This is a genomic window from Sorangium sp. So ce295 (assembly GCF_051527405.1).
Taxonomy (GTDB): domain Bacteria; phylum Myxococcota_A; class Polyangia; order Polyangiales; family Polyangiaceae; genus Sorangium; species Sorangium cellulosum_B.
This window is the reverse complement of sequence record NZ_CP150324.1, coordinates 5043693-5061845: the sequence shown is the minus strand read 5'-3', so window position 1 is coordinate 5061845 and position 18153 is coordinate 5043693. Positions and strand designations below refer to the sequence as shown.

Annotated in this window: 10 protein-coding genes; 3 read left to right on the top strand and 7 right to left on the bottom strand. The window is 70.8% G+C overall.

Going from position 1 to position 18153, the window contains the following annotated elements:
* Positions 1–29 precede the first annotated feature (29 nt).
* The 5 genes from WMF11_RS19115 to WMF11_RS19095 form a co-directional block, all read right to left on the bottom strand.
* A complete protein-coding gene (locus WMF11_RS19115; RefSeq protein WP_437978484.1) occupies positions 30–950 on the bottom strand; it encodes a C39 family peptidase in 921 nt (306 codons plus the stop codon).
* Positions 951–1935: 985 nt separating this feature from the next.
* Positions 1936–2559, bottom strand: coding sequence for an RNA polymerase sigma factor (locus tag WMF11_RS19110; RefSeq protein ID WP_437978483.1), 624 nt, complete (start codon positions 2557–2559; stop codon positions 1936–1938).
* Between the two features lie 338 nt (positions 2560–2897).
* Entirely contained in the window at positions 2898–3722 is an 825-nt protein-coding gene (locus WMF11_RS19105; RefSeq protein WP_437909817.1) for a hypothetical protein, read from the bottom strand.
* 28 nt (positions 3723–3750) lie between these two features.
* Positions 3751–5376 (bottom strand): serine/threonine-protein kinase, encoded by a 1626-nt coding sequence (locus WMF11_RS19100; protein ID WP_437978482.1) that lies wholly within the window; start codon positions 5374–5376, stop codon positions 3751–3753.
* A 221-nt stretch (positions 5377–5597) separates the two neighbouring features.
* Positions 5598–6260 carry a hypothetical protein gene (locus WMF11_RS19095; RefSeq protein ID WP_437978481.1) on the bottom strand — a complete coding sequence of 221 codons (663 nt, stop codon included), beginning with the start codon at positions 6258–6260 and terminating at the stop codon, positions 5598–5600.
* A 667-nt stretch (positions 6261–6927) separates the two neighbouring features.
* Between WMF11_RS19095 and pheS the strand changes: the two genes are divergently transcribed.
* Together pheS and pheT are read left to right on the top strand one after the other, a co-directional pair.
* Entirely contained in the window at positions 6928–7977 is a 1050-nt protein-coding gene (gene pheS / locus WMF11_RS19090) for a phenylalanine--tRNA ligase subunit alpha (protein ID WP_272098834.1), read from the top strand.
* 33 nt (positions 7978–8010) lie between these two features.
* Complete coding sequence (gene pheT, locus WMF11_RS19085) at positions 8011–10452, top strand: phenylalanine--tRNA ligase subunit beta (protein ID WP_437978480.1); 2442 nt, start codon at positions 8011–8013, stop codon at positions 10450–10452.
* Between the two features lie 41 nt (positions 10453–10493).
* Here pheT and WMF11_RS19080 read toward each other — a convergent pair whose 3' ends face one another.
* Positions 10494–13337, bottom strand: coding sequence for an nSTAND1 domain-containing NTPase (locus WMF11_RS19080; protein ID WP_437978479.1), 2844 nt, complete (start codon positions 13335–13337; stop codon positions 10494–10496).
* Positions 13338–13661: 324 nt separating this feature from the next.
* On the opposite strand from WMF11_RS19080, the gene WMF11_RS19075 reads away from it, so the two are divergent.
* Positions 13662–14786: a WD40/YVTN/BNR-like repeat-containing protein gene (locus tag WMF11_RS19075; RefSeq protein WP_437978478.1), complete on the top strand. Its 1125-nt coding sequence runs from the start codon at positions 13662–13664 to the stop codon at positions 14784–14786.
* Between the two features lie 171 nt (positions 14787–14957).
* Here the strand turns inward: WMF11_RS19075 and WMF11_RS19070 are convergent, their stop codons facing one another.
* Positions 14958–17924 (bottom strand): nSTAND1 domain-containing NTPase, encoded by a 2967-nt coding sequence (locus tag WMF11_RS19070; protein WP_437978477.1) that lies wholly within the window; start codon positions 17922–17924, stop codon positions 14958–14960.
* Between the last annotated feature and the right edge of the window lie 229 nt (positions 17925–18153).

The window sequence follows — 18153 nt, the reverse complement described above, 5'->3', positions numbered from 1 at the left end:
GATCCGTTCACATGTTGGACCATTCGTAGTTACAATTTCGCGACAACCACATACCCACCACCATCATCGCCACTCAGCGCCTTGACGGCGGCGCGGAACGCGCTGGACGGGATCTCCCGGTTCGCACCCGTCGCGGCCTTCGAACACAACGGGTCGTGAATGCGCCACATCGACCGCGACTGAGAATACCCCACGATAACGACCGAATGACCTGCGTTCCAGCTCGTTGAACAGCGATGATCGCCCAGCGCGGAATAGCCAATCATCACGTGAACCGGCTTGTTGTTCGATACGAGCATCTTGATCGTCTCGTAGGGCACCAGTCCCCACCACGAACGTGGAGCGGACCCAATATCACGAGCGGCATGAGCGTATTGTTCGGGGCTCGACGTCGACTTCGGGCACGTGGCCCCGGTCTCCGCCTTGGCCATGTCCTGCATGTATTGAAGGGTCGGCGTCTTCCCATGGAGGAACGACGTCATCATGTTCGTCGAGGCGTACCCGCAGAGGTAATTCGGACTACACGACGCACTCAGTTGGCTTTGAAATGGCACGCCGATGCCCGCGACCTCCCCTTTGATGGTTGTGCTGACGATACTGTTGTACGCCGCCTCTATTGATCCTTTGTTCCACCACTTTCCGTTATAATAGGCCTCGAACGTCCCGTTGTTGTCGCGAAGCTGACGGCCGCCAGGATACGATCGGTAGTAGAGCGCGCCTGAGGCGACGCTGTTGACATGCGGCGGAAACGTCGTTGGATAGATGTCCTCCCAGTAGTCGAAAACGAGGTCTGCGTGACGCAGCGAAGTGACCAGCGCGCCTGCTGCCGCGCCGACGGCTTCGTCCTTCGGCGTAGCGGGAGCGTCGTCGCCCATGGTATCGCCTGGGCCGCCGTCCGAGCAACCTGATAGACCTGCGATAGCGAGAAAGAACACGCGTGAGAATCTCATGGTTACCTCCTTCGATGCGAATTCGACGAGCGACGCTCGCGGGATGGGAAAAACTACTTACGCATCAGCTTGCATCGGAACCACGCCAGGAGCTCGAGACTCGCACACGGATCCGGCGACGGCTCGGTCCTGGGACGCAGATCATCGGCCGAATGCCCAGGCGCATGCGGCTGGCCCGATCTTCTTTGACAATTCACACGTAAAAAGCCGGTGAGATGCGCGCACGGGGCTGAAGCGGCTTCGCCCTTGAATTGCGGTTCAGGTGCAGCACGTGCAGGAACACGCCGTTCACGGAGTCTCGCCTCGCATTGCATGCGTGCCAGAAACTTATACCCCGCGCATGGGTCCGGCGCGGCGCCGGTCTTGGAGGGCGGCTCGTCAACCGGTCGTGCAGGCCTACGGGAAGTCGCGGGCTCACGGGAAGTCGCGGGCTCACGGGATGTGGCGGGCTCACGGGAAGTCGCGGGCTCACGGGAAGTCGCGGGCTCACGGGACGCCGCGGCTGTTTGCGATGGGTTCGCGGACGCGAACGCGGCGGCTGACGATGACGACTTCGGCGCCCCCTGAGGCATGCGCTCGTGCTGCGGTTGTGCCGGCTCGATCAACTCGTCCGGTTTCACGCTGATCGACGGCGCCGGCGCGCCCAGTCCCGAGATCGCGACGAGCGTGCCTCGGCTCACGAAGATGAGTACGAAGACGAGCGCGAACCCAAGGCCAAGCGCAGCGGTCCGAACGATATCCCACCTGACACGCTCCGGCGCCTCGGCCGCCGTGGAAGAAGCGTGTTCGTGCACCGCGGCCACGACGCGCGACTTCCAGCCGGCGGGCGGGTTGACCGGTTGTCGCGCGGCTGGCAGCGCCGCGACGATGCTCAAGTACGCGAGATGTGCCTCTCGGCATGGCGTGCAGGACTCGACGTGCTCGTCCAGCTCCACACCCCGCTCGAGCAACAAAATGAGGTCTCTCTCGAAGCGATCACATCGCGTCACAACCGAACTCCTTTCGCCTCGAGGCACCGGCGCAGGGTGGGCATGGCTCGCGCTACGCGAGCCTGGAGCGTCGCAGGACGCTCCTGACACACCTTCGCCATTTCCTCATAGGTGAACCCCTCCTGGTACCGCAGAAGGATCGCGATGCGCACATGGGGCTCCAGCTTGCCCAGACAGGCATTGAGCTCCGACGCGAGCGAGTAGCGAACAAGCCTCTCTTCGCTATTCGGCCCTGGATCCGGCTCTTCCGGTAAAGGGTCGCAGAAGGAAAATCGCTTGAACCATCGCCGACTTGCCTTGAGGGCATCGAGGCACCGGTGGTGAGCGATCGCATAGAGCCATGGACGAAACGACCTCCCGGAGAATGTCTCGAAGTCCTGGAATACCTGAACAAAGACGGACTGATGAACATCGTCGGCCATCGTTGCGCTGCGGAGCACGTTGTAACAGTATCGATAAAGCGAATCGCCGTACCCCTCCATCAGAATCGCCAAAGCCGTCGCCTTGTCGCGACGCTCGAGCGCAAGGAGCACCCGCCGATCGACCGCAAGCTGGTCAGAGTCCAGGCCAATGCGGCCCGTGTCCAACGTTGCGCTGCCCAGTTCTCTGCTGCGCGCCATTCTTCGCGGACTAAGGCGACGCAGGCGCGGCGACCACAACAAGAATTTGGATCGCGCCTCGCAAGTGTCCGAAATTCAACATGGAAATGAAGAGCCGGAGTTCCCGGTAGCGCAGGAACCAGATGGGGCACTTCGACGGATGCGGGGTTTCAGAGGCCAGCCCGGTGCTCTACAGAGCTCCGGACCAACCGAGGAGATCACCCACACATTCTGTCGACAAAACAAGGCCTAGTCGCGTCATCATTCCGTCGTGGGCATCTGGGCCACTGGCAATCAGCTCCCCGCGACCTGAGGAGCGAGGGGGGCCACTACCCGGGTGACGTGCCCCGCGCCGGCGCTCAGAACGAGCCGCGCAGCGAGAGCGCTGCGCCGTCCGGAAGCAGGGCGGAGCCCGCGGCCGGCGTCGCGGGGACGATCGGATCGAGCTGGAAGTACAGCACCGTGCCCAGCCCCGCAGCGACGAGCCCCGCTCCAGCGCTGATGGCACCGACCTTCCAGACGGTGTCGATCGCGTCTACCTCGTCCGCCCGACACCCGGGCGCGCACCTGCTGCGGAGCTCGCTCCGGTCGAGGTGCCCCTTGATGCCGAGGAACGCGCCCACACCGAGCCCAACCACGCCGGCGCCGGCGAGCACGAGCGGCCAGCGCTGCCGCACGGGCGGCGCATCGGCGCCGAACGCAGGGCGCGACGGCGCCGACGCAGGGAAGCGCACCGCGATCGGCAGCGCCTTGTCGCCCTGCGCCACCGTGACCACGGTGACGACGCGCGTCCCCGCCGCGTCCTCGAAGGTGAGCGTATGGCGCCCGGGATCGAGCTCGATCGGATCCTTCGGGAGCGCGTCGACCAGCGGCGCGCCGTCGAGGAGCACCCTGACCCGGCCCGGTGCGCGGCCGTCCGCGGACGTGGCCGACAGCGCGACGCTGGGCACGTCGCGTTCGACCTGCTCGCTCCAGCTCTGGCAATCGCGGGCGAGCGTCGCCGGGCACGAGCTCACGCAGACGCGAAGCTCGGCCCGCGCGCGCAGCAGCGCCCGGTCGCGAACGAGCTGCTGCGCTTGCTCGTACGAGGCCGCGCACGTCTCACCCACACCCTGAGCACGGGCGCGCGAGCTGGCGACGAGCGTGACGGCCGCGCCCAGGGCGGCGAGGAGGCCTCGTTTCATCGCGGCGTAGGCTACACGCTTCCACCGTTCACAGGCACTCACGCTTGATCCGCCGGATGCCGCTGGCATCGACGTAGTACGGAGGCACGCAGCGGGATCGCGGCCGCGCGGTGCGCGCGGGGGCCGCGGCGCGCTCCTGCGCGGTGGCGGGCGCGACCGGTTCCGGCGCCCCCGCGGTGCTCGCAGGCGCCGCAGCGGCGCTCGCAGCGGCCGCAGGCGCGCTCGTGGCGGGCGCCGCAGGCGCGGCCTCGGACGCCGCCGGAGCGGCCGCGCTCGAGGCGAGCGCCGCAACCCCCGGCGCCGGGGCGACGGCCAGCGGAGGCGGCTCGCCGGCTCCGGCGCGCTCGGCCTGCGACGCATCGGGCTCTGGACGCACGCTACAGCTCCTGCCGAGGGCCACGGCGAGCACGAGCGCGCTGGCCCCGAGCGCGAGCGTGGAGGCGCGGACGAGCTGCGCGCTCGCCAGCCGCGGCGGCGCCGCCGCGGCGACCGGCGTCGCGAGCGCCGACGCCACGGGCCGCGCCATGTCCTCGACCGTCCTCGTCATCGTCGGAACCGTCACCGAGGTCCGCATCGCGCGCCCGCGGCCGCCCGACGGCTGCGCGAGGCGCGCCTCGAGGTCCCGCGGCGGCGCGTCGTCCGCGGCGGCAGATCTCGGCGGCGGCGGCGCTGGGGCCGCGCTCCGCTGCGACGTCTCGATCGCGGCGAGGCTCTTCGCCCGCGCCTCGAGGAGCGTCCCCGCCGTCGCCTCGACCCACGCCCCGACCGCCCGCGGGCTCGCCGGCGGCAGCGCCTCCTCCAGCGCGGCCGCCATCTCCAGCGCGGTCGCGTAACGCCGGGAGGGATCCCTGTCGAGGCCGCGGAGCACCACCTCGTCGAGCGCCTTCGGCACGTCGCCGTAGACGCTCGGCGGCTGGACGACGCCCTCGAGGATCCGCCCGAAGATCTCCGCGTCGCACTCCCCCGTGAACAGCCGCCGTCCGGTGAGCACCTCCCAGAGGACCACGGAAGCGGCGTAGATGTCGGCGCGGCGGCTCAGCGGGGCTCCGCGCAGCTGCTCGGGCGCCATGTAGCTGAGCTTGCCCTTGAGCTGCCCGACGCGGCTCACCTGGCTCCGCACCGCCGCCCGCGCGATCCCGAAATCGAGCACGCGCGGGATGCCGTCCTCGCCGACGAGGATGTTCTGCGGCGAGACGTCGCGGTGGACGATCTCGAGCGCGGCGCCCTCCTCGTCGGTCGCCTCGTGCGCCGCGTGCAGGCCCGCGAGGGCGCCGGCGATGATGGCCGAGCCGATCGGCTGCGGGACCTGGGCCCCTCGCCGGCCGGCCTCGCGCAGCAGGCTCGAGAGCGACTCCCCCGCGATGTACTCCATGACCACGAAGAGCTCGTCGTCGGCCTGCACGCTGTCGAGCGTGGTGACGACGTTCGGGTGGCGGATGCGCACCGCGAGCCGCGCCTCGTCGAGGAGCATCGACGAGAACTCGGGGTCCCTGGCGAACTGCGGGTGCAGGCGCTTGATCGCGACCGTGCGGGCAAAGCCATGGGCACCCACGAGCCGCCCGAAATGGACGGACGCCATCCCCCCGGAGGCGATCACGCCATGGAGCGTGTACCGATCGAGGGTCCGCCGCTCGCGCTCCTGGGCAGGTGCCATGGTGGCTCTGTTCTACAACATCTCGGCAGCGTTGCCGGACGGTAACCTGCGCGCCGCGCTCGCGTCAGGCGGCCAATGACGCCGGGCAGCGGTGAGGGCGCTCGACGCGGCAGATGGGTGTCTGACCGCCCCTGCCGAGGTGGGACCGATGGAGAAGCAACTGCGTGTGTCCACAGTGTCAACTCACGGTTGACATGGATAGGGCTGGCGGCCCGCGCCGGTTACTTCAGATAGGAGCCGCAGCGCCCGTCGCCGGTCTCGACGTCCTTCGCTGTCGCCTTTCCTGGAGGGAACGCCCCGCGATCGCAGAGGGCCGCCAGGATATCGAGGAGCTCCTGCGCCATCTCCTTGCCTGTGCTCCCGCGGACCTGACGGCCCATGGGCGAGCCCGGCTGCCCGTTCAGGATCTTGTGCCAGTCCTCGTACGCCTTCTGCCGCGCGTGGGAGCCGAGAGAGTAGGCGCCATCGTCGAAGAGCACCTTCGTCCCATCGTCCCCATGGCACGACGAACAGCGCTCCTTGATGTGCGCCTTCCCGCGGGCGGCGTCGCCGCCTGGGAGGAGCGCGTAATGTCCCTGAGCCGGCGGCTTGATCGTGAAGCTCTGGTCAGGATGCGGGAGCGCGCCGTCACGGACGCCTATCACGAACGCGGCCACGGCCTCGATCTGAGGGGGCGTGAGCACGTCGCCGTACGAGGGGATCTCGCGATCCCCCTTCGTGAGCAGAAGGACGAGATCCTCTTGCGTCTCGCGGCCCCCGAGGAGGCTCCGCGAGACGGCGTACCCCTTCGCCATCGCGCCTGGTCCATAGATGCCCTCGCGCCCCTTGAGATCCCAGCCGAAGAGATTCTTGAGACGATAATCATGGCCGGCGTCGTTGCTCATCGCCTCCCCGGATCCGAGCCTGAGCGTCCCATTGCCCGAGGGACCGCCTTGACCATCCAGGGCCCCTTTGGTCTTCGAGCTATCGGGGACAAAGGCCGAGAACGGGGGCTCTTTCCCATAAAACTTGTCGAAGAGCCGGCCGCCGAGCGCCGTGTCGATAACGGGCGTCGCCGGCGCGGGCAGCGCAGGGGCGGGACTTGCGGGAACTGCGGATGGCGTGGGCGGCACCTCTGCCGGCGTGGCAGGGCCGCAGGCCGCTGCGGCGGCGAGGAGCGCAGGGAACGCGGCCGAGAGGGGAGCGCGACCTACAGCGAGCGAGCGGGATCGGGCACAGCGGAGCAAGAAAGCCTCCTGGCGATGGGGGGCACGCGGCCACTGTATTCAACTCTGACCCGGCGCCGCAACCACGACCCGTCGACCACGCCGAACACCCGATCTTCGCGCTCGCGGTGCGCGGCCATGAGCCAGACGAAGTTGAGCTGTTGCGCGCGCCGCGCGCAGGCGGAGCCGCGCAGCGGGAGCGGCGAGGCACGCCCGCCGCGGTGGTGGTCGTCGAGCCTCCGGCTCACGCGTGCGGGCCGCGCGCTGCCTGGCGCGAGCACTTGGGGGGGCGGCGCGGGAGGTCAACGTCTTGCGTTGCCATGGCCTTCGCGGTAAGGGGGCGGCAATGAGTGGTCCCGAACTCGGCCGCCTCATCGACGAGGTCGATCGCACGGTGGACGTCCAGTTCGCCGCTGCCGGCGATCTCGATGAGCTGAACCGCCTGTATGCCAGCCTGCTCGGGCGCCGCGGGTCGCTCAATGCGCTGATGAAGCAGCTGCCCGGCGCGGCGCCCGAGGAGCGCAAGGCGCTCGGCCAGCGCCTCAACGCCGTCAAGGGCCGCGTGGAGCGCGCCCGCGAGGAGGCGACGGCGAGGATCAAGCGCGCTGCGCGCGATCGCGAGCTCTCCGCGCCGCCCCTCGATATCACCCTGCCCGGCCGCTGGCGCGCGCCCGGGCGGTCGCACCCGATCATGCGGACCCTCGACGAGATCGTCGATATCTTCGTCGGGCTCGGGTTCGACGTGGCCGAAGGGCCGCAGATCGAGCTCGCGCGCTACAACTTCGATCTCCTCGGGTTCCCGGCGGATCACCCCGCCATGGACATGCACGACACGTTCTACATGGCCGGCGATCCTGGCCAGAACGTGCTCCTCCGGACGCACACGAGCCCGGTCCAGGTGCGCGAGATGCTCTCCCACCCTCCGCCGGTGATGATCGTCGCGCCCGGGGTCGTGTACCGCCGCGACGACGACGCGAGCCACAGCCCCATGTTCGTGCAGATCGAGGGGCTCGTGGTCGACCGCGACGTGTCGCTCGCCGATCTGAAGGGCCTGCTCGAGGTCTACAGCCGCCGGATGTTCGGCGAGGCCACGAGGACGCGCTTCCGGCCGAGCTACTTCCCCTTCACCGAGCCCAGCGCGGAGCTCGACGTGTCCTGCCTCGTCTGCTTCGGCGAGAACCGCGCCTGCCCGCAGTGCAAGGGGACGGGCTGGCTGGAGGTGCTCGGGTGCGGCATGGTCCACCCGACGGTGCTCCGGAACGTCGGGATCGACCCGGAGGAATACACGGGGCTGGCGTTCGGCATCGGCGTGGATCGCACGGCCAACATGAAGTTCGCCGTCGACGATATCCGCGCCTTCTACGAGAACGACGTCCGCTTCCTCGGAAGCCTCTAGGCCACTGCCCCTCGCCCGCAGGCCCGATTCCCCATGTTGATATCCTACAAGTGGCTTCAAGAGATCCTCGGCGCCGATCCCGGCGTCGACGCGGTGACCTCGGCGCTCGGCCGCGGCGGGCTCGAGGTCGACCGCGTGACGCACGTCGGCGCCGCGCTGCGCTCGGTGGTCCTCGCGAGCGTCGTCGCGACGCGGCCGCACCCGGCGGGCAAGAAGGGCCTGACGGTGGTCCGCGTGGACGCGGGCGGAGGCGGAGAAGGCGTCGAGGTGGCGTGCGGCGCGCCGGTCATCCCGGCGGCTCCGGCGCTCGTCTGTTATGCGCCCGTGGGGGCGCAGGTGCTCGACCGCACCGGGGCGCTCGTCACGCTGACCGAGAAGGCGGTCGCCGGCTTCACGTCGCCCGGCATGCTCTGCGCCGAGGACGAGCTCGGGCTCGGGTCGAGCCACGAGGGTCTCCTGACCGTGGAGGGCGGGCGTCCGGGGCAATCGCTGCTCGACTGGGAGCCTCGCCTCGAGGACTGGATCATCGAGCTGAGCGTCACCCCGAACCGGCCCGACGCGCTGGGACACCTGGGCGTGGCGCGGGACGTTGCCGCGGTGCTCGGCCTACCGTTCCGCCCGCCCGCCGTCGCCGCGGCTCGAGCGAACGGCGCCGGAGCGCCCGCGGCCGTGGAGGTGCGCGACGGGGACCGCTGCCCCCGGTATGACGGGCAGGTGATCGAGGGCGTCGGCGTGGGCCCGTCGCCGCTCTGGGCGCGGGTGCGGCTCGGCCGCCTCGGCGTCCGGCCGATCACCAACATCGTCGACGCGACCAACCTGGTGATGCTCGAGCGGGGGCAGCCGCTCCACGCCTTCGATCTCGACACGCTGCGGCTCCCGATCGAGATCCGGAGGGCCAAGGCGGGCGAGGCGTTCGTCGCGCTCGACGGGCAGAAGCTGTCCCTGGACGAGGACGATCTGGTCATCGCCGACGCGGACCGCGTGGTGGCCCTGGCGGGCGTCATCGGCGGCGCGGACAGCGGCGTCACCGCGACGACGCGGCGGGTGTTCCTGGAGTCGGCGTACTTCGAGCCGCGCGGGATCCGCAGGTCGGCGCGCCGGTACGGCTTCCACACCGAGGCGTCGCACCGCTTCGAGCGGGAGGTGGACCTCTCGGGGGTCCCCCTGTCGCGCGACCGCGGTAGCGCGCTCATCTGCGAGCTCGCCGGCGGCGAGGCGGCGGGCGAGCCGATCGACGCGTACGTGGCGCCGCGCGCGCCGCGCCGCCTGACGCTCCGGCTCCCGCGGTACCAGCGGATCATCGGGGCCGAGGTGCCGGCGCGGGCGCGCGAGATCCTGGAGACGCTGGGGCTCTCGGTGCTGGAGCAGAAGGCGGACCGGCTCCTCGTCGAGGTGCCGGAGCACCGGCCCGACATCGCGGAGGAGATCGACCTCATCGAGGAGGTCGCGCGCATCGCTGGCTACGACCAGATCCCGAGCCGGCTGCCGCGCGTCGGGGCCGCGCCGGCGGGCGCCCGCGGCGATTACCGGCTGCGGCGCAGGGTGCGGCAGATCTGCACGGGGATCGGGCTGCACGAGGCGGTGACGTACTCGTTCCTGTCGCCCCAGGAGCTGAAGGCGGCGCGCTACGACGACGGGTCGCTCCTGCGGCTGCTCAACCCGCTCTCCGAGGAGAAGTCGGTGATGCGGCCGTCGCTGGTCCCTGGGCTGCTCACGGTGGTGCAGCGCTCGCAGCGGTACAACGTGCCGCGGGTGCGGCTGTTCGAGGTGAGCCAGGTGTTCCTGCCGTGGCAGGGCGAGGCGGGCGGCGCGAGCCAGCTGGCGCGGGTCGAGCGGCCGCCGGTGAACGAGCCGACGCGGCTCACGATCTTCCTCGCGGGGCCGCGCGACAGCTACCTGACGCGGCCCGAGGACGTCGATTTCTACGACGGCAAGGGCGCGGTCGAGGCGGTGATCGCGGAGCTCGCGGGCAGCGTGACGCCGGCGTTCGACCTCTCGGGCGAGCCGCCGCCGTGGGCGCACCCGAAGAAGGGCGCCCGCGTCCTGCTCGACGGCCGCGAGGTCGGGTACGTGGCGGAGCTGCACCCGGACGTGCGCGAGGCGCTGGAGATCACGAGCGGGGCCGTCGTGGCGGAGCTGGACCTCGCGGCGGTGGCGGCGGCGTACAAGGCGCCGGTGGCCGCGAAGCCGAGCCGGTTCCCGGCGATGCGGCACGACGTGGCGCTGCTCTTGCCGCTCGACGTGCCGGCGGGAGAGGTGCTCGAGGTGCTGCGGACCACCGCGGGGGAGCGCTGCGAGAAGGTCGAGATGTTCGATCGGTACCGCGGCGAGGAGCTGCCGGCGGGGACGCACTCGCTGGGGTTCGCGCTGTGGTTCCGGTCGGCCGAGCGGACGTTGACGGACGACGAGGTCGACAAGTGGACGAAGGCCGCGGTGGACGCGGCGAAGGCGCGGTTCGGGGCGCAGCAGCGCTGAGGGCCGGCGGCGCGCTTGCTCCGCAGCGCCGCCTCGGCCGCTTACCTCGCCTTCTGCTCCTGCTGGGTGGCCTTGACGGCGTGGCGCGCGTCGGCCTCGGGCCGCTGCGCGGTGTCCCGCGCCGTCCTCGGCTCGCCCGCCGCCACGCGTGCCCGCCCGGCCTCGGCCTCCGCGCGCTCGCGGGCCTCCTCCGCCTCGTGCTGCATCCGCTCGGCCCGCCTCCGCTGCGCCTCGCTCTCCTGCTGCGCCCGCTCCGCCGCGCTCCGCTGCGCCTCCTCGCTCGCCAGCGCCTTCTTGAGCGTGTCCTCCGTCCTCCGGATCTCCTCGAGCTGCTCCGTGATCACCGTGTTCTGGCGGGTCAGCTTCACGATCCCCGCCCCCGCCGCGACCACCAGCAGCGACAGCGCCGCGATGATCCCGGACACGAGGCGCCGCCTCCCGCGCTGCAGCTGGTCGGCGAACCGGAGCACCTCCTCCAGATAGAGCCTCTCCCGCTCCGGCAGCGCGCCCCGGTAGCGCTCGCGAAAGCCGCGCGCCTCCTCGGCGACCTTGCCCCGCCAGAGCGTGTCCGCGGCGCGGCCGCTCGCGTCCCAGAGCCTCGCCGCCGCGCGCAGCCGGTCCAGGAACGCGGCGTCTTCCTGGTTCTCGTCCAGCCAGCGCCGCAGCGTCGGCCATCGCTCGATGAGCGACTCGTGCACGATCTCCACCGTGCTGCCCGCGCGATCGCTCGCCGTCTCGATCGCGAGGAGCCGCGCGTCGGCGAGCAGCTCCACCACCCGCTCGATCTCGCCCCGCTCCCCGGGCAGCTCGCAGAGCTCACCCAGGCTGGCCACCGCCCGTGTCCGCTCCGGCGTCACAAGGCGCTCCAGGACGGCCCGCGCGAGCTTCGCCCGGCGCTCGCTCATCCCGGCCAGCACCGTGTCGGCGTGGCTCGCCAGCGCGCCCGCCACGCCTCCGAGCGCCTCGTAGCTCGCGATGGTGAGCATCCGGCGCTCCCGATCGCGCATCTCCCACAGCCTGGCCGCCGTGAACTGCAGGAGCGGCAGCGCGCCGCGCGTCGTCGCCAGCGCGTCGAGGATGCCCTCGATCATCGCCGTGTCCTCGATCTCGTGCCGCGCCGCCTCGATCGGCCTCATCAAGGCCTCGCGCAGCCCCTCGCGCCCCATCGGCCGCAGGAACACGAGGCCCCGGATCATCGCCGCCATGAACTGCTCGTGCTCGGCCATCCGCTCGAGGAAATCCGACCGGACCGACAGGACGACGCGGAGCGGCGAGGAAGCATCGTCGGCGATCCCCTCGAGGCACGCGAGGAACGCCGCGCGCTCACCGGCCGGGGCGCCGAGCGTGAAGAGCTCCTCGAACTGATCGATGAACAGCACGAGGCGCCGCTTCGCGCGGCCCGCCCCCCCGCGCAGCGCGGCGCCGAGCAGGCCGGGCTCGGCGCGCAGCCGCTCGACAAGGGCCCCGCGCATCGCCGCGCCGCCCTGCGGGGAGAGCGCCTTCACGTCGGTGTTGAGGGTCACGGCGGGGTGGTCGAACAGGTCCGCCATCACCGCCATCGGCTCGCGCCCGGGCCGCACGACGAGCGCCTCCCAGCCCTCGCCAGAGCGCTTGAGCGCCGGGATCACCCCTGCCCTCACGAGCGACGACTTCCCCACGCCCGAGGCGCCGGCAATCGTGAGCAGCGGCTGGCTCCGGAGGCGCGCCACCGCGCCCGCGAGGTCCTGCGCGCGGCCGAAGAAGCGGTCGGCGTCGGCCTCCTGGAACGACGACAGGCCGGCGAACGGGCTCTCGTCGCTGCCGAGGAGGATCTCCCGGCGCCCAGGCAGCAGCGGCAAGAGCTCGGTCAAGAGCTCCTGCGCGGAGGCGAACCGGTCGGCCTTCCGCTTGCAGAGGCAGCGATCGATGATCGCGCCGAGCGCGCCGGCCTCCGGATGGCGCGCGCCGACGGTGGGCATCGGCTCGTCGAGGATCGGCACGGCGAGGAGATCCATCTTGCCGCACGGCGCCAGCGGGTGCGCGCCCATCACGAGCTCGTGCAGAATGATGCCGACGGCCCAGACATCGCTCGACGGATCGATGTCGATCCCTCTCCACTGCTCGGGGGACATATACGCCAGCGTGCCGATGATCCCGCCGTCGCGGGTCAAGCCCGTGTCCCCGGCGACGGCGCGACCGGCCGAGAGGACCGCCTCGTCCTCGCGCAGCTTGGCGATGCCGAAATCGACCACCTTGATCGCCCCGGACGCCTCCAGCATGATGTTCTCCGGCTTGAGGTCGCGGTGGACGATGCCGGACGCGTGCGCGCTCGCGAGCGCGCGCACGACGGGGACCACCATGTCGACCGCCAGGCCGGGCGGCACCGGCGCCGTCGACACCTCCTCCCCCGCGTCCACGGGCCTGCGCCGATTCATCCAGGCGCGCAGGCTCTGCCCCTCGATGTACTCGAGCACCATGTACGGGAATCCGTCGTGCTCGTTCACCTCGTGGATCGTCACGATGTGCTCGTGCTTGCAGCGCGCGGTGGCCTGCGCTTCGACAAGGAAGCGCTGGACCCCGGCGCTGCTCAGCATGTTGAGGAGCTTGATGGCGACGAGGCGAGCGAGGCGGGTGTCGCGGGCCAGGAAGACAACGCCCATGCCGCCCCGGCCGAGCTCGCGCAGGAGCTCGTAATGGCCGATGCGGGTGCCGGCCGCAGGCGCCGGCCTGGCCTGCGCCAGCAACGAGGGCGGCGGGTCGAGCGTCTCGGGCTCCTCGTCGCGCTGCGCCTCGCGGGCGCCCGTGACCAAGCGGTCGGCCCCGGCCCGCAGCGTGGGGGTGGGGGGCGCTGCGCCGGCGATCGCCGTGTTTGCGTAGCCCGCGTCCTCCGGCGAACTGCCGCTCATCGCAGGACGCTTCTCGTCATCATGAGGTGCCGCACCGGCCTGGAAGCATAGCCGTGTCCGAGTTCACCAGCACAGCCTTTGCGCGCGGCGGCTCAGGGCCCCCTGCACCGCGACCTCCTCGTGCGGAGTGAAGATCGAGATCCTCCCCGCTGCCTTGCTCGACGCTGCGATGCTGTGGGCCCGTTGAGACCCGGCGCGGGGCCTTCCCAAGAGGAGGTGCCCCGCCGTACGCTCGCGCCGCGGGCGCCAGGCGCTCCGCGGCGACCTGGGCGAACGGTGGGTTGGACGGTAGGTTGGTCGGACGAGCTGAGGAGCGAGCAGAGGATGCGCGGATTCACCCGGAGATGGGGCGTCGAGCGGAACGGGGACGCCGCGGGTCGCCGGCACGGCGTCAGAGCGCTTTGCCATGCGGCTGCGCTGGCGTCCCTCATCGCGCTGACGGCCCCCCTCGGCGCGTGCTTCGACACCGGATCCGCGTGCGGCGCGAGCTTCTGCCCGACCGGCTATGTGTGCGACCCCGACCGCGAAGGCAACCCGACGTGCTTCGCACAAGCCACGGGCGAGCGCTGCGACGTCCCGATCACACCGGACGGCAATTCCTGCTTGAAGGAGGACCTGCAGAGCGTGTGGGGGAGCGGACCGAACAACATATTCGCCGTTGGCAAGGAGGGCACGATCCTTCACTACAACGGCAGCAGCTGGAAAGTCATGCCGCTCGACCCGATCCCACGGAATCCGCTGAACGCCGTGTGGGGGAGCGGGCCCAAAGACGTGTTCGCGGTGGGCGAAGAAGGCGCCATCCTGCATTTCGACGGCGAACGCTGGAGAATCGTGGAGCACGAGTCGATCCCACGAATCACATTGAACTTCGTGTGGGGAAGCGGGCCGGATGACGTGATCGCCGTCGGCGACAAGGGCACCATCCTGCGCTTCAAAGACGGACAATGGAAGGCCGCGACCCACGAGTCGGCCTCGCAAGCGTCGTTGAACGCCGTGTGGGGAAGCGGGCCGCAAGACATGTTCGCAGTCGGCGAAAACGGCACCATCCTGCGCTTCGAGGGCGAGCGCTGGGAAGCCGTGAAACACGGGTCGATTCCGCCGAGATCATTGAACTCCGTATGGGGAAGCGGGCCGCAGGACGTATTCGTCGTCGGCGAGGGCGGCACCATCCTGCACTTCGACGGCGCCGACTGGACGGCCATGACATCGGCGCCGACAGCACAGAGAACGTTGAACTTCGTATGGGGAACCAGGTGGGACCTCAGCCAACATATCGTCTACGTCGTCGGAGACGATGGCATGCTCTTGCGTTACGGCAGCCTCGGCTGGAGTCACCGCCTTCCAGCGGACGCTTCGCTCAATGCCATATGGGGCGACACCCTGAAATTCCATATCGTCGGCGACAACGGCGTAGCCATCTCCGAGAGCGTATCCGTGTCACCGTGGTAGCAACAGCGCACCTCCCGTTCAGCAGAAGCGCCCGGGCCACGCGCGGCGCCTCGACGAGGTGCGCCGCCGCATCGGGCTCCGCGCGCGCCTGGGCAAGCGGAAGCCACATCCGTGACCTGACGCGGCGACCAGCGCGCTCCTCCCCGCGGCGCGCTTCCCATGGAGCCTCCGCTACTTCAACGTCGCGTCGATCTTCCCCACGGCGCGCTCGACGAGCAGCTCCAGCTCGCTCTTGCTCCGCAGCTCCGCCTCGACGGCCCTGGCCTTCTGCTCCTCCGCGGTGGCCTTGACCTCGGCCTTTCGCGCCTCGGCCTCGGCCTTCTGCGTCTCATCCCGCGCCATCCGCGCCTGGTTGGCCGCGACGCGGGCCCTCTCGGCCTCGGCCTCCGCCCTGTCCCGGGCCTCCTCGGCGTCGCGCTGGAGCCGCTCGGCCCGCCGCCGCTGCGCCTCGCTGTCCTGCCGCGCCGCCTCGCTCTCCTGTCGCGCCCGCTCCGCCACGCTCCGGGCCGTCTCCTCGCGCGCGAGCGCCTCCTTCAACGTGATCTCCGCGGTCCGGATCTCGTCGAACTGCTCCATGATCACCTGGTACTGGCGGGTCACCTTCACGTATCCGCCCCCCGCCGCGAAGGCCAGCAGCGACAGCGCCGCGATGATCCCGGACGCGAGGCGCCGCCTCCCGCGTTGCTGCTGATCGGCGAACCGGAGCACCTCCTCCAGATAGAGCCTCTCCCGCTCCGGCAGCGCGCCCCGGTAGCGCTCGCGAAAGCCGCGCGCCTCCTCGGCGACCTTGCCCCGCCAGAGCGTGTCCGCGGCGCGGCCGCTCGCGTCCCAGAGCCTCGCCGCCGCGCGCAGCCGGTCCAGGAACGCGGCGTCTTCCTGGTTCTCGTCCAGCCAGCGCCGCAGCGTCGGCCACCGCTCGATGAGCGACTCATGCACGATCTCCACCGTGCTGCCCGCGCGATCGCTCGCCGTCTCGATCGCGAGGAGCCGCGCGTCGGCGAGCAGCTCCACCACCCGCTCGATCTCGCCCCGCTCCCCGGGCAGCTCGCAGAGCTCACCCAGGCTGGCCACCGCCCGCGTCCGCTCCGGCGTCACAAGGCGCTCCAGGACGGCCCGCGCGAGCTTCGCCCGGCGCTCGCTCATCCCGGCCAGCACCGTGTCGGCGTGGCTCGCCAGCGCGCCCGCCACGCCCCCGAGCGCCTCGTAGCTCGCGATGGTGAGCATCCGGCGCTCCCGATCGCGCATCTCCCACAGCCGGGCCGCGGTGAACTGCAGGAGCGGCAGCGCGCCGCGCGTCATCGCCAGCGCGTCGAGGAAGCCCTCGATCATCGCCGTGTCCTCGATCTCGTGCCGCGCCGCCTCGATCGGCTTCATCAAGGCCTCACGCAGCCCCTCGCGCCCCATCGGCCGCAGGAACACGAGGCCCCGGATCATCGCCGCCATGAACTGCTCGTGTTCGGCCATCCGCTCCAGGAAGTCGGCTCGGACCGCGAGGACCACCCGGAGCCGTGAAGAGGCGTCGTCGGCGACCCCCGCGAGGCACGCGAGGAACGCCTCGCGCTCGCCGGCCGGGGCGCCGAGCGTGAAGAGCTCCTCGAACTGATCGATGAACAGCACGAGGCGCCGCTTCGCTCGGTCCGACCACGCGCGCAGCCACGCGCCCAGGAGGCCGGGCTCGGCGCGCAGCCGCGGGGCCAGGGCCGAGCCCGCCGCGCCGCCCTCCGGGACGGGCGTCGGCGGAGCTGCGCCCAGCATCGCGGCGGCATGGCTGGACAGATCCGCGAGCGCTGCCATCGGCTCACGCCCGGGCCGCACGACGAGCGCTTCCCAGCCCTCGCCGGAGCGCTTGAGCGCGGGGATCACCCCGGCCCGCACGAGCGATGACTTCCCCACGCCCGACGCCCCGGCGATCGCGAGCAGCGGCTGGTTCCGGAGCCGCGCAACCACGCCCGCGAGGTCCTGCGCGCGGCCGAAGAAGCGGTCGGCGTCGGCCTCCTGGAACGACGACAGGCCCGCGAACGGGCTCTCGTCGGCGCCGAGGAGGATCTCCCGGCGCCCAGGCAGCAGCGGCAAGAGCTCGGTCAAGAGCTCCTGCGCGGAGGCGAACCGCTCGGATTTCCGCTTGCAGAGGCAGCGATCGATGATCGCGCCGAGCGCGCCGAGCTCCGGGTGGCGCGCGCTGACCTGGGGCATGGGCTCGTCGAGGACCGCCACGCCGAGGAGCGTCCCCTGGTTGACGGGCGCGAGCGGGTGCGCGCCGATCACGAGCTCGTGGAGCATGATGCCGACCGCCCAGATATCGCTGGCTTGGTCGATGCCCGTTCCCCTCCACTGCTCGGGGGACATATAAGGCATCGTTCCGATGAGCGCGCCTTCGCCGGTGAGGCGCGTATTCTTGTGCTCGGCGGCCTCGCGCTCGACCGCGAGCGCGAGGCTCGCCTCGTCCTCGCGCAGCTCCGCGATGCCGAAATCGACCACCTTGATCGCCCCCGACGCCTCCAGCATGATGTTCTCGGGCTTGAGGTCACGGTGGATGATGCCGGACGCGTGCGCTCGCGAGAGCGCGCGCACGACAGGGACCATCATGTCGACGGCCAGGCCGGGCGGCACCGGCGCCGTCGACACCTCCTCACCGGCGTCCGCGGGCCTGCGCTGCCTCATCCAGGCGCGGAGGCTCTGCCCCTCGATGTACTCGAGCACCATGTACGGGTATCCATCGTGCTCGTTCACCTCATGGATCGTCACGATGTGCTCGTGCTTGCAGCGCGCGGTGGCCTGCGCCTCGATCAGGAAGCGCTGTAGTCCGCTCCTGCTGAGCCTTGTGAGGAGCTTGATCGCGACGAGGCGAGCGAGCCGGATGTCGCGCGCAAGGAAGACGGTGCCCATGCCACCCCGGCCGAGCTCGCGCAGGAGCTCGTAGTGGCCGATGCGGGTGCCGGCTCGGGGCGGATCGGTCCGGGGAATCGACGAGGACGGCGGAGCGCTCGCGTCGCTCACCGCGTCGCGCCTCGCCCCATGAACGCCGGCCGGCACGACGCTGACCGTCGCCCCGGAGACGGCGAGCACAGCCCGCGGGAGCGCTCTGCCCGCGAGCGCCGCGCCGGCGCAGGCGACGTCCACGAGGCTCTCGGTGCTCATGCCAGAGCGCCCTTCAGGCTCGACCGGCGCCACGCCGGACGATCGACGGACCGATTCCAGGGTGATCCGCTCGGTGGGCACCGTCCCTCCTGTCTGTAAAAAGACACGTCTATCGAAACCGTCGCCTCCGCGACGGCTGGAGCCATGGCGAGAGCATAGGCGCCCAGCGGAGCCGTGTACACACAGACCCGCCGCCAGCGCGCTTCACACAGGACATGCGCGCGCATAT

Excerpts from the sequence above, each read along its gene's own strand:
- pheS (WP_272098834.1), top strand. The coding sequence starts at position 6,928 with ATGAGTGGTCCCGAACTCGGCCGCCTCATCGACGAGGTCGATCGCACG.
- WMF11_RS19110 (WP_437978483.1), bottom strand. The coding sequence starts at position 2,559 with ATGGCGCGCAGCAGAGAACTGGGCAGCGCAACGTTGGACACGGGCCGC.
- WMF11_RS19070 (WP_437978477.1), bottom strand. The coding sequence starts at position 17,924 with ATGAGCACCGAGAGCCTCGTGGACGTCGCCTGCGCCGGCGCGGCGCTC.
- WMF11_RS19115 (WP_437978484.1), bottom strand. The coding sequence starts at position 950 with ATGAGATTCTCACGCGTGTTCTTTCTCGCTATCGCAGGTCTATCAGGT.
- WMF11_RS19080 (WP_437978479.1), bottom strand. The coding sequence starts at position 13,337 with ATGAGCGGCAGTTCGCCGGAGGACGCGGGCTACGCAAACACGGCGATC.
- WMF11_RS19095 (WP_437978481.1), bottom strand. The coding sequence starts at position 6,260 with ATGAGCAACGACGCCGGCCATGATTATCGTCTCAAGAATCTCTTCGGC.
- WMF11_RS19100 (WP_437978482.1), bottom strand. The coding sequence starts at position 5,376 with ATGGCACCTGCCCAGGAGCGCGAGCGGCGGACCCTCGATCGGTACACG.
- WMF11_RS19075 (WP_437978478.1), top strand. The coding sequence starts at position 13,662 with ATGCGCGGATTCACCCGGAGATGGGGCGTCGAGCGGAACGGGGACGCC.
- WMF11_RS19105 (WP_437909817.1), bottom strand. The coding sequence starts at position 3,722 with ATGAAACGAGGCCTCCTCGCCGCCCTGGGCGCGGCCGTCACGCTCGTC.
- pheT (WP_437978480.1), top strand. The coding sequence starts at position 8,011 with ATGTTGATATCCTACAAGTGGCTTCAAGAGATCCTCGGCGCCGATCCC.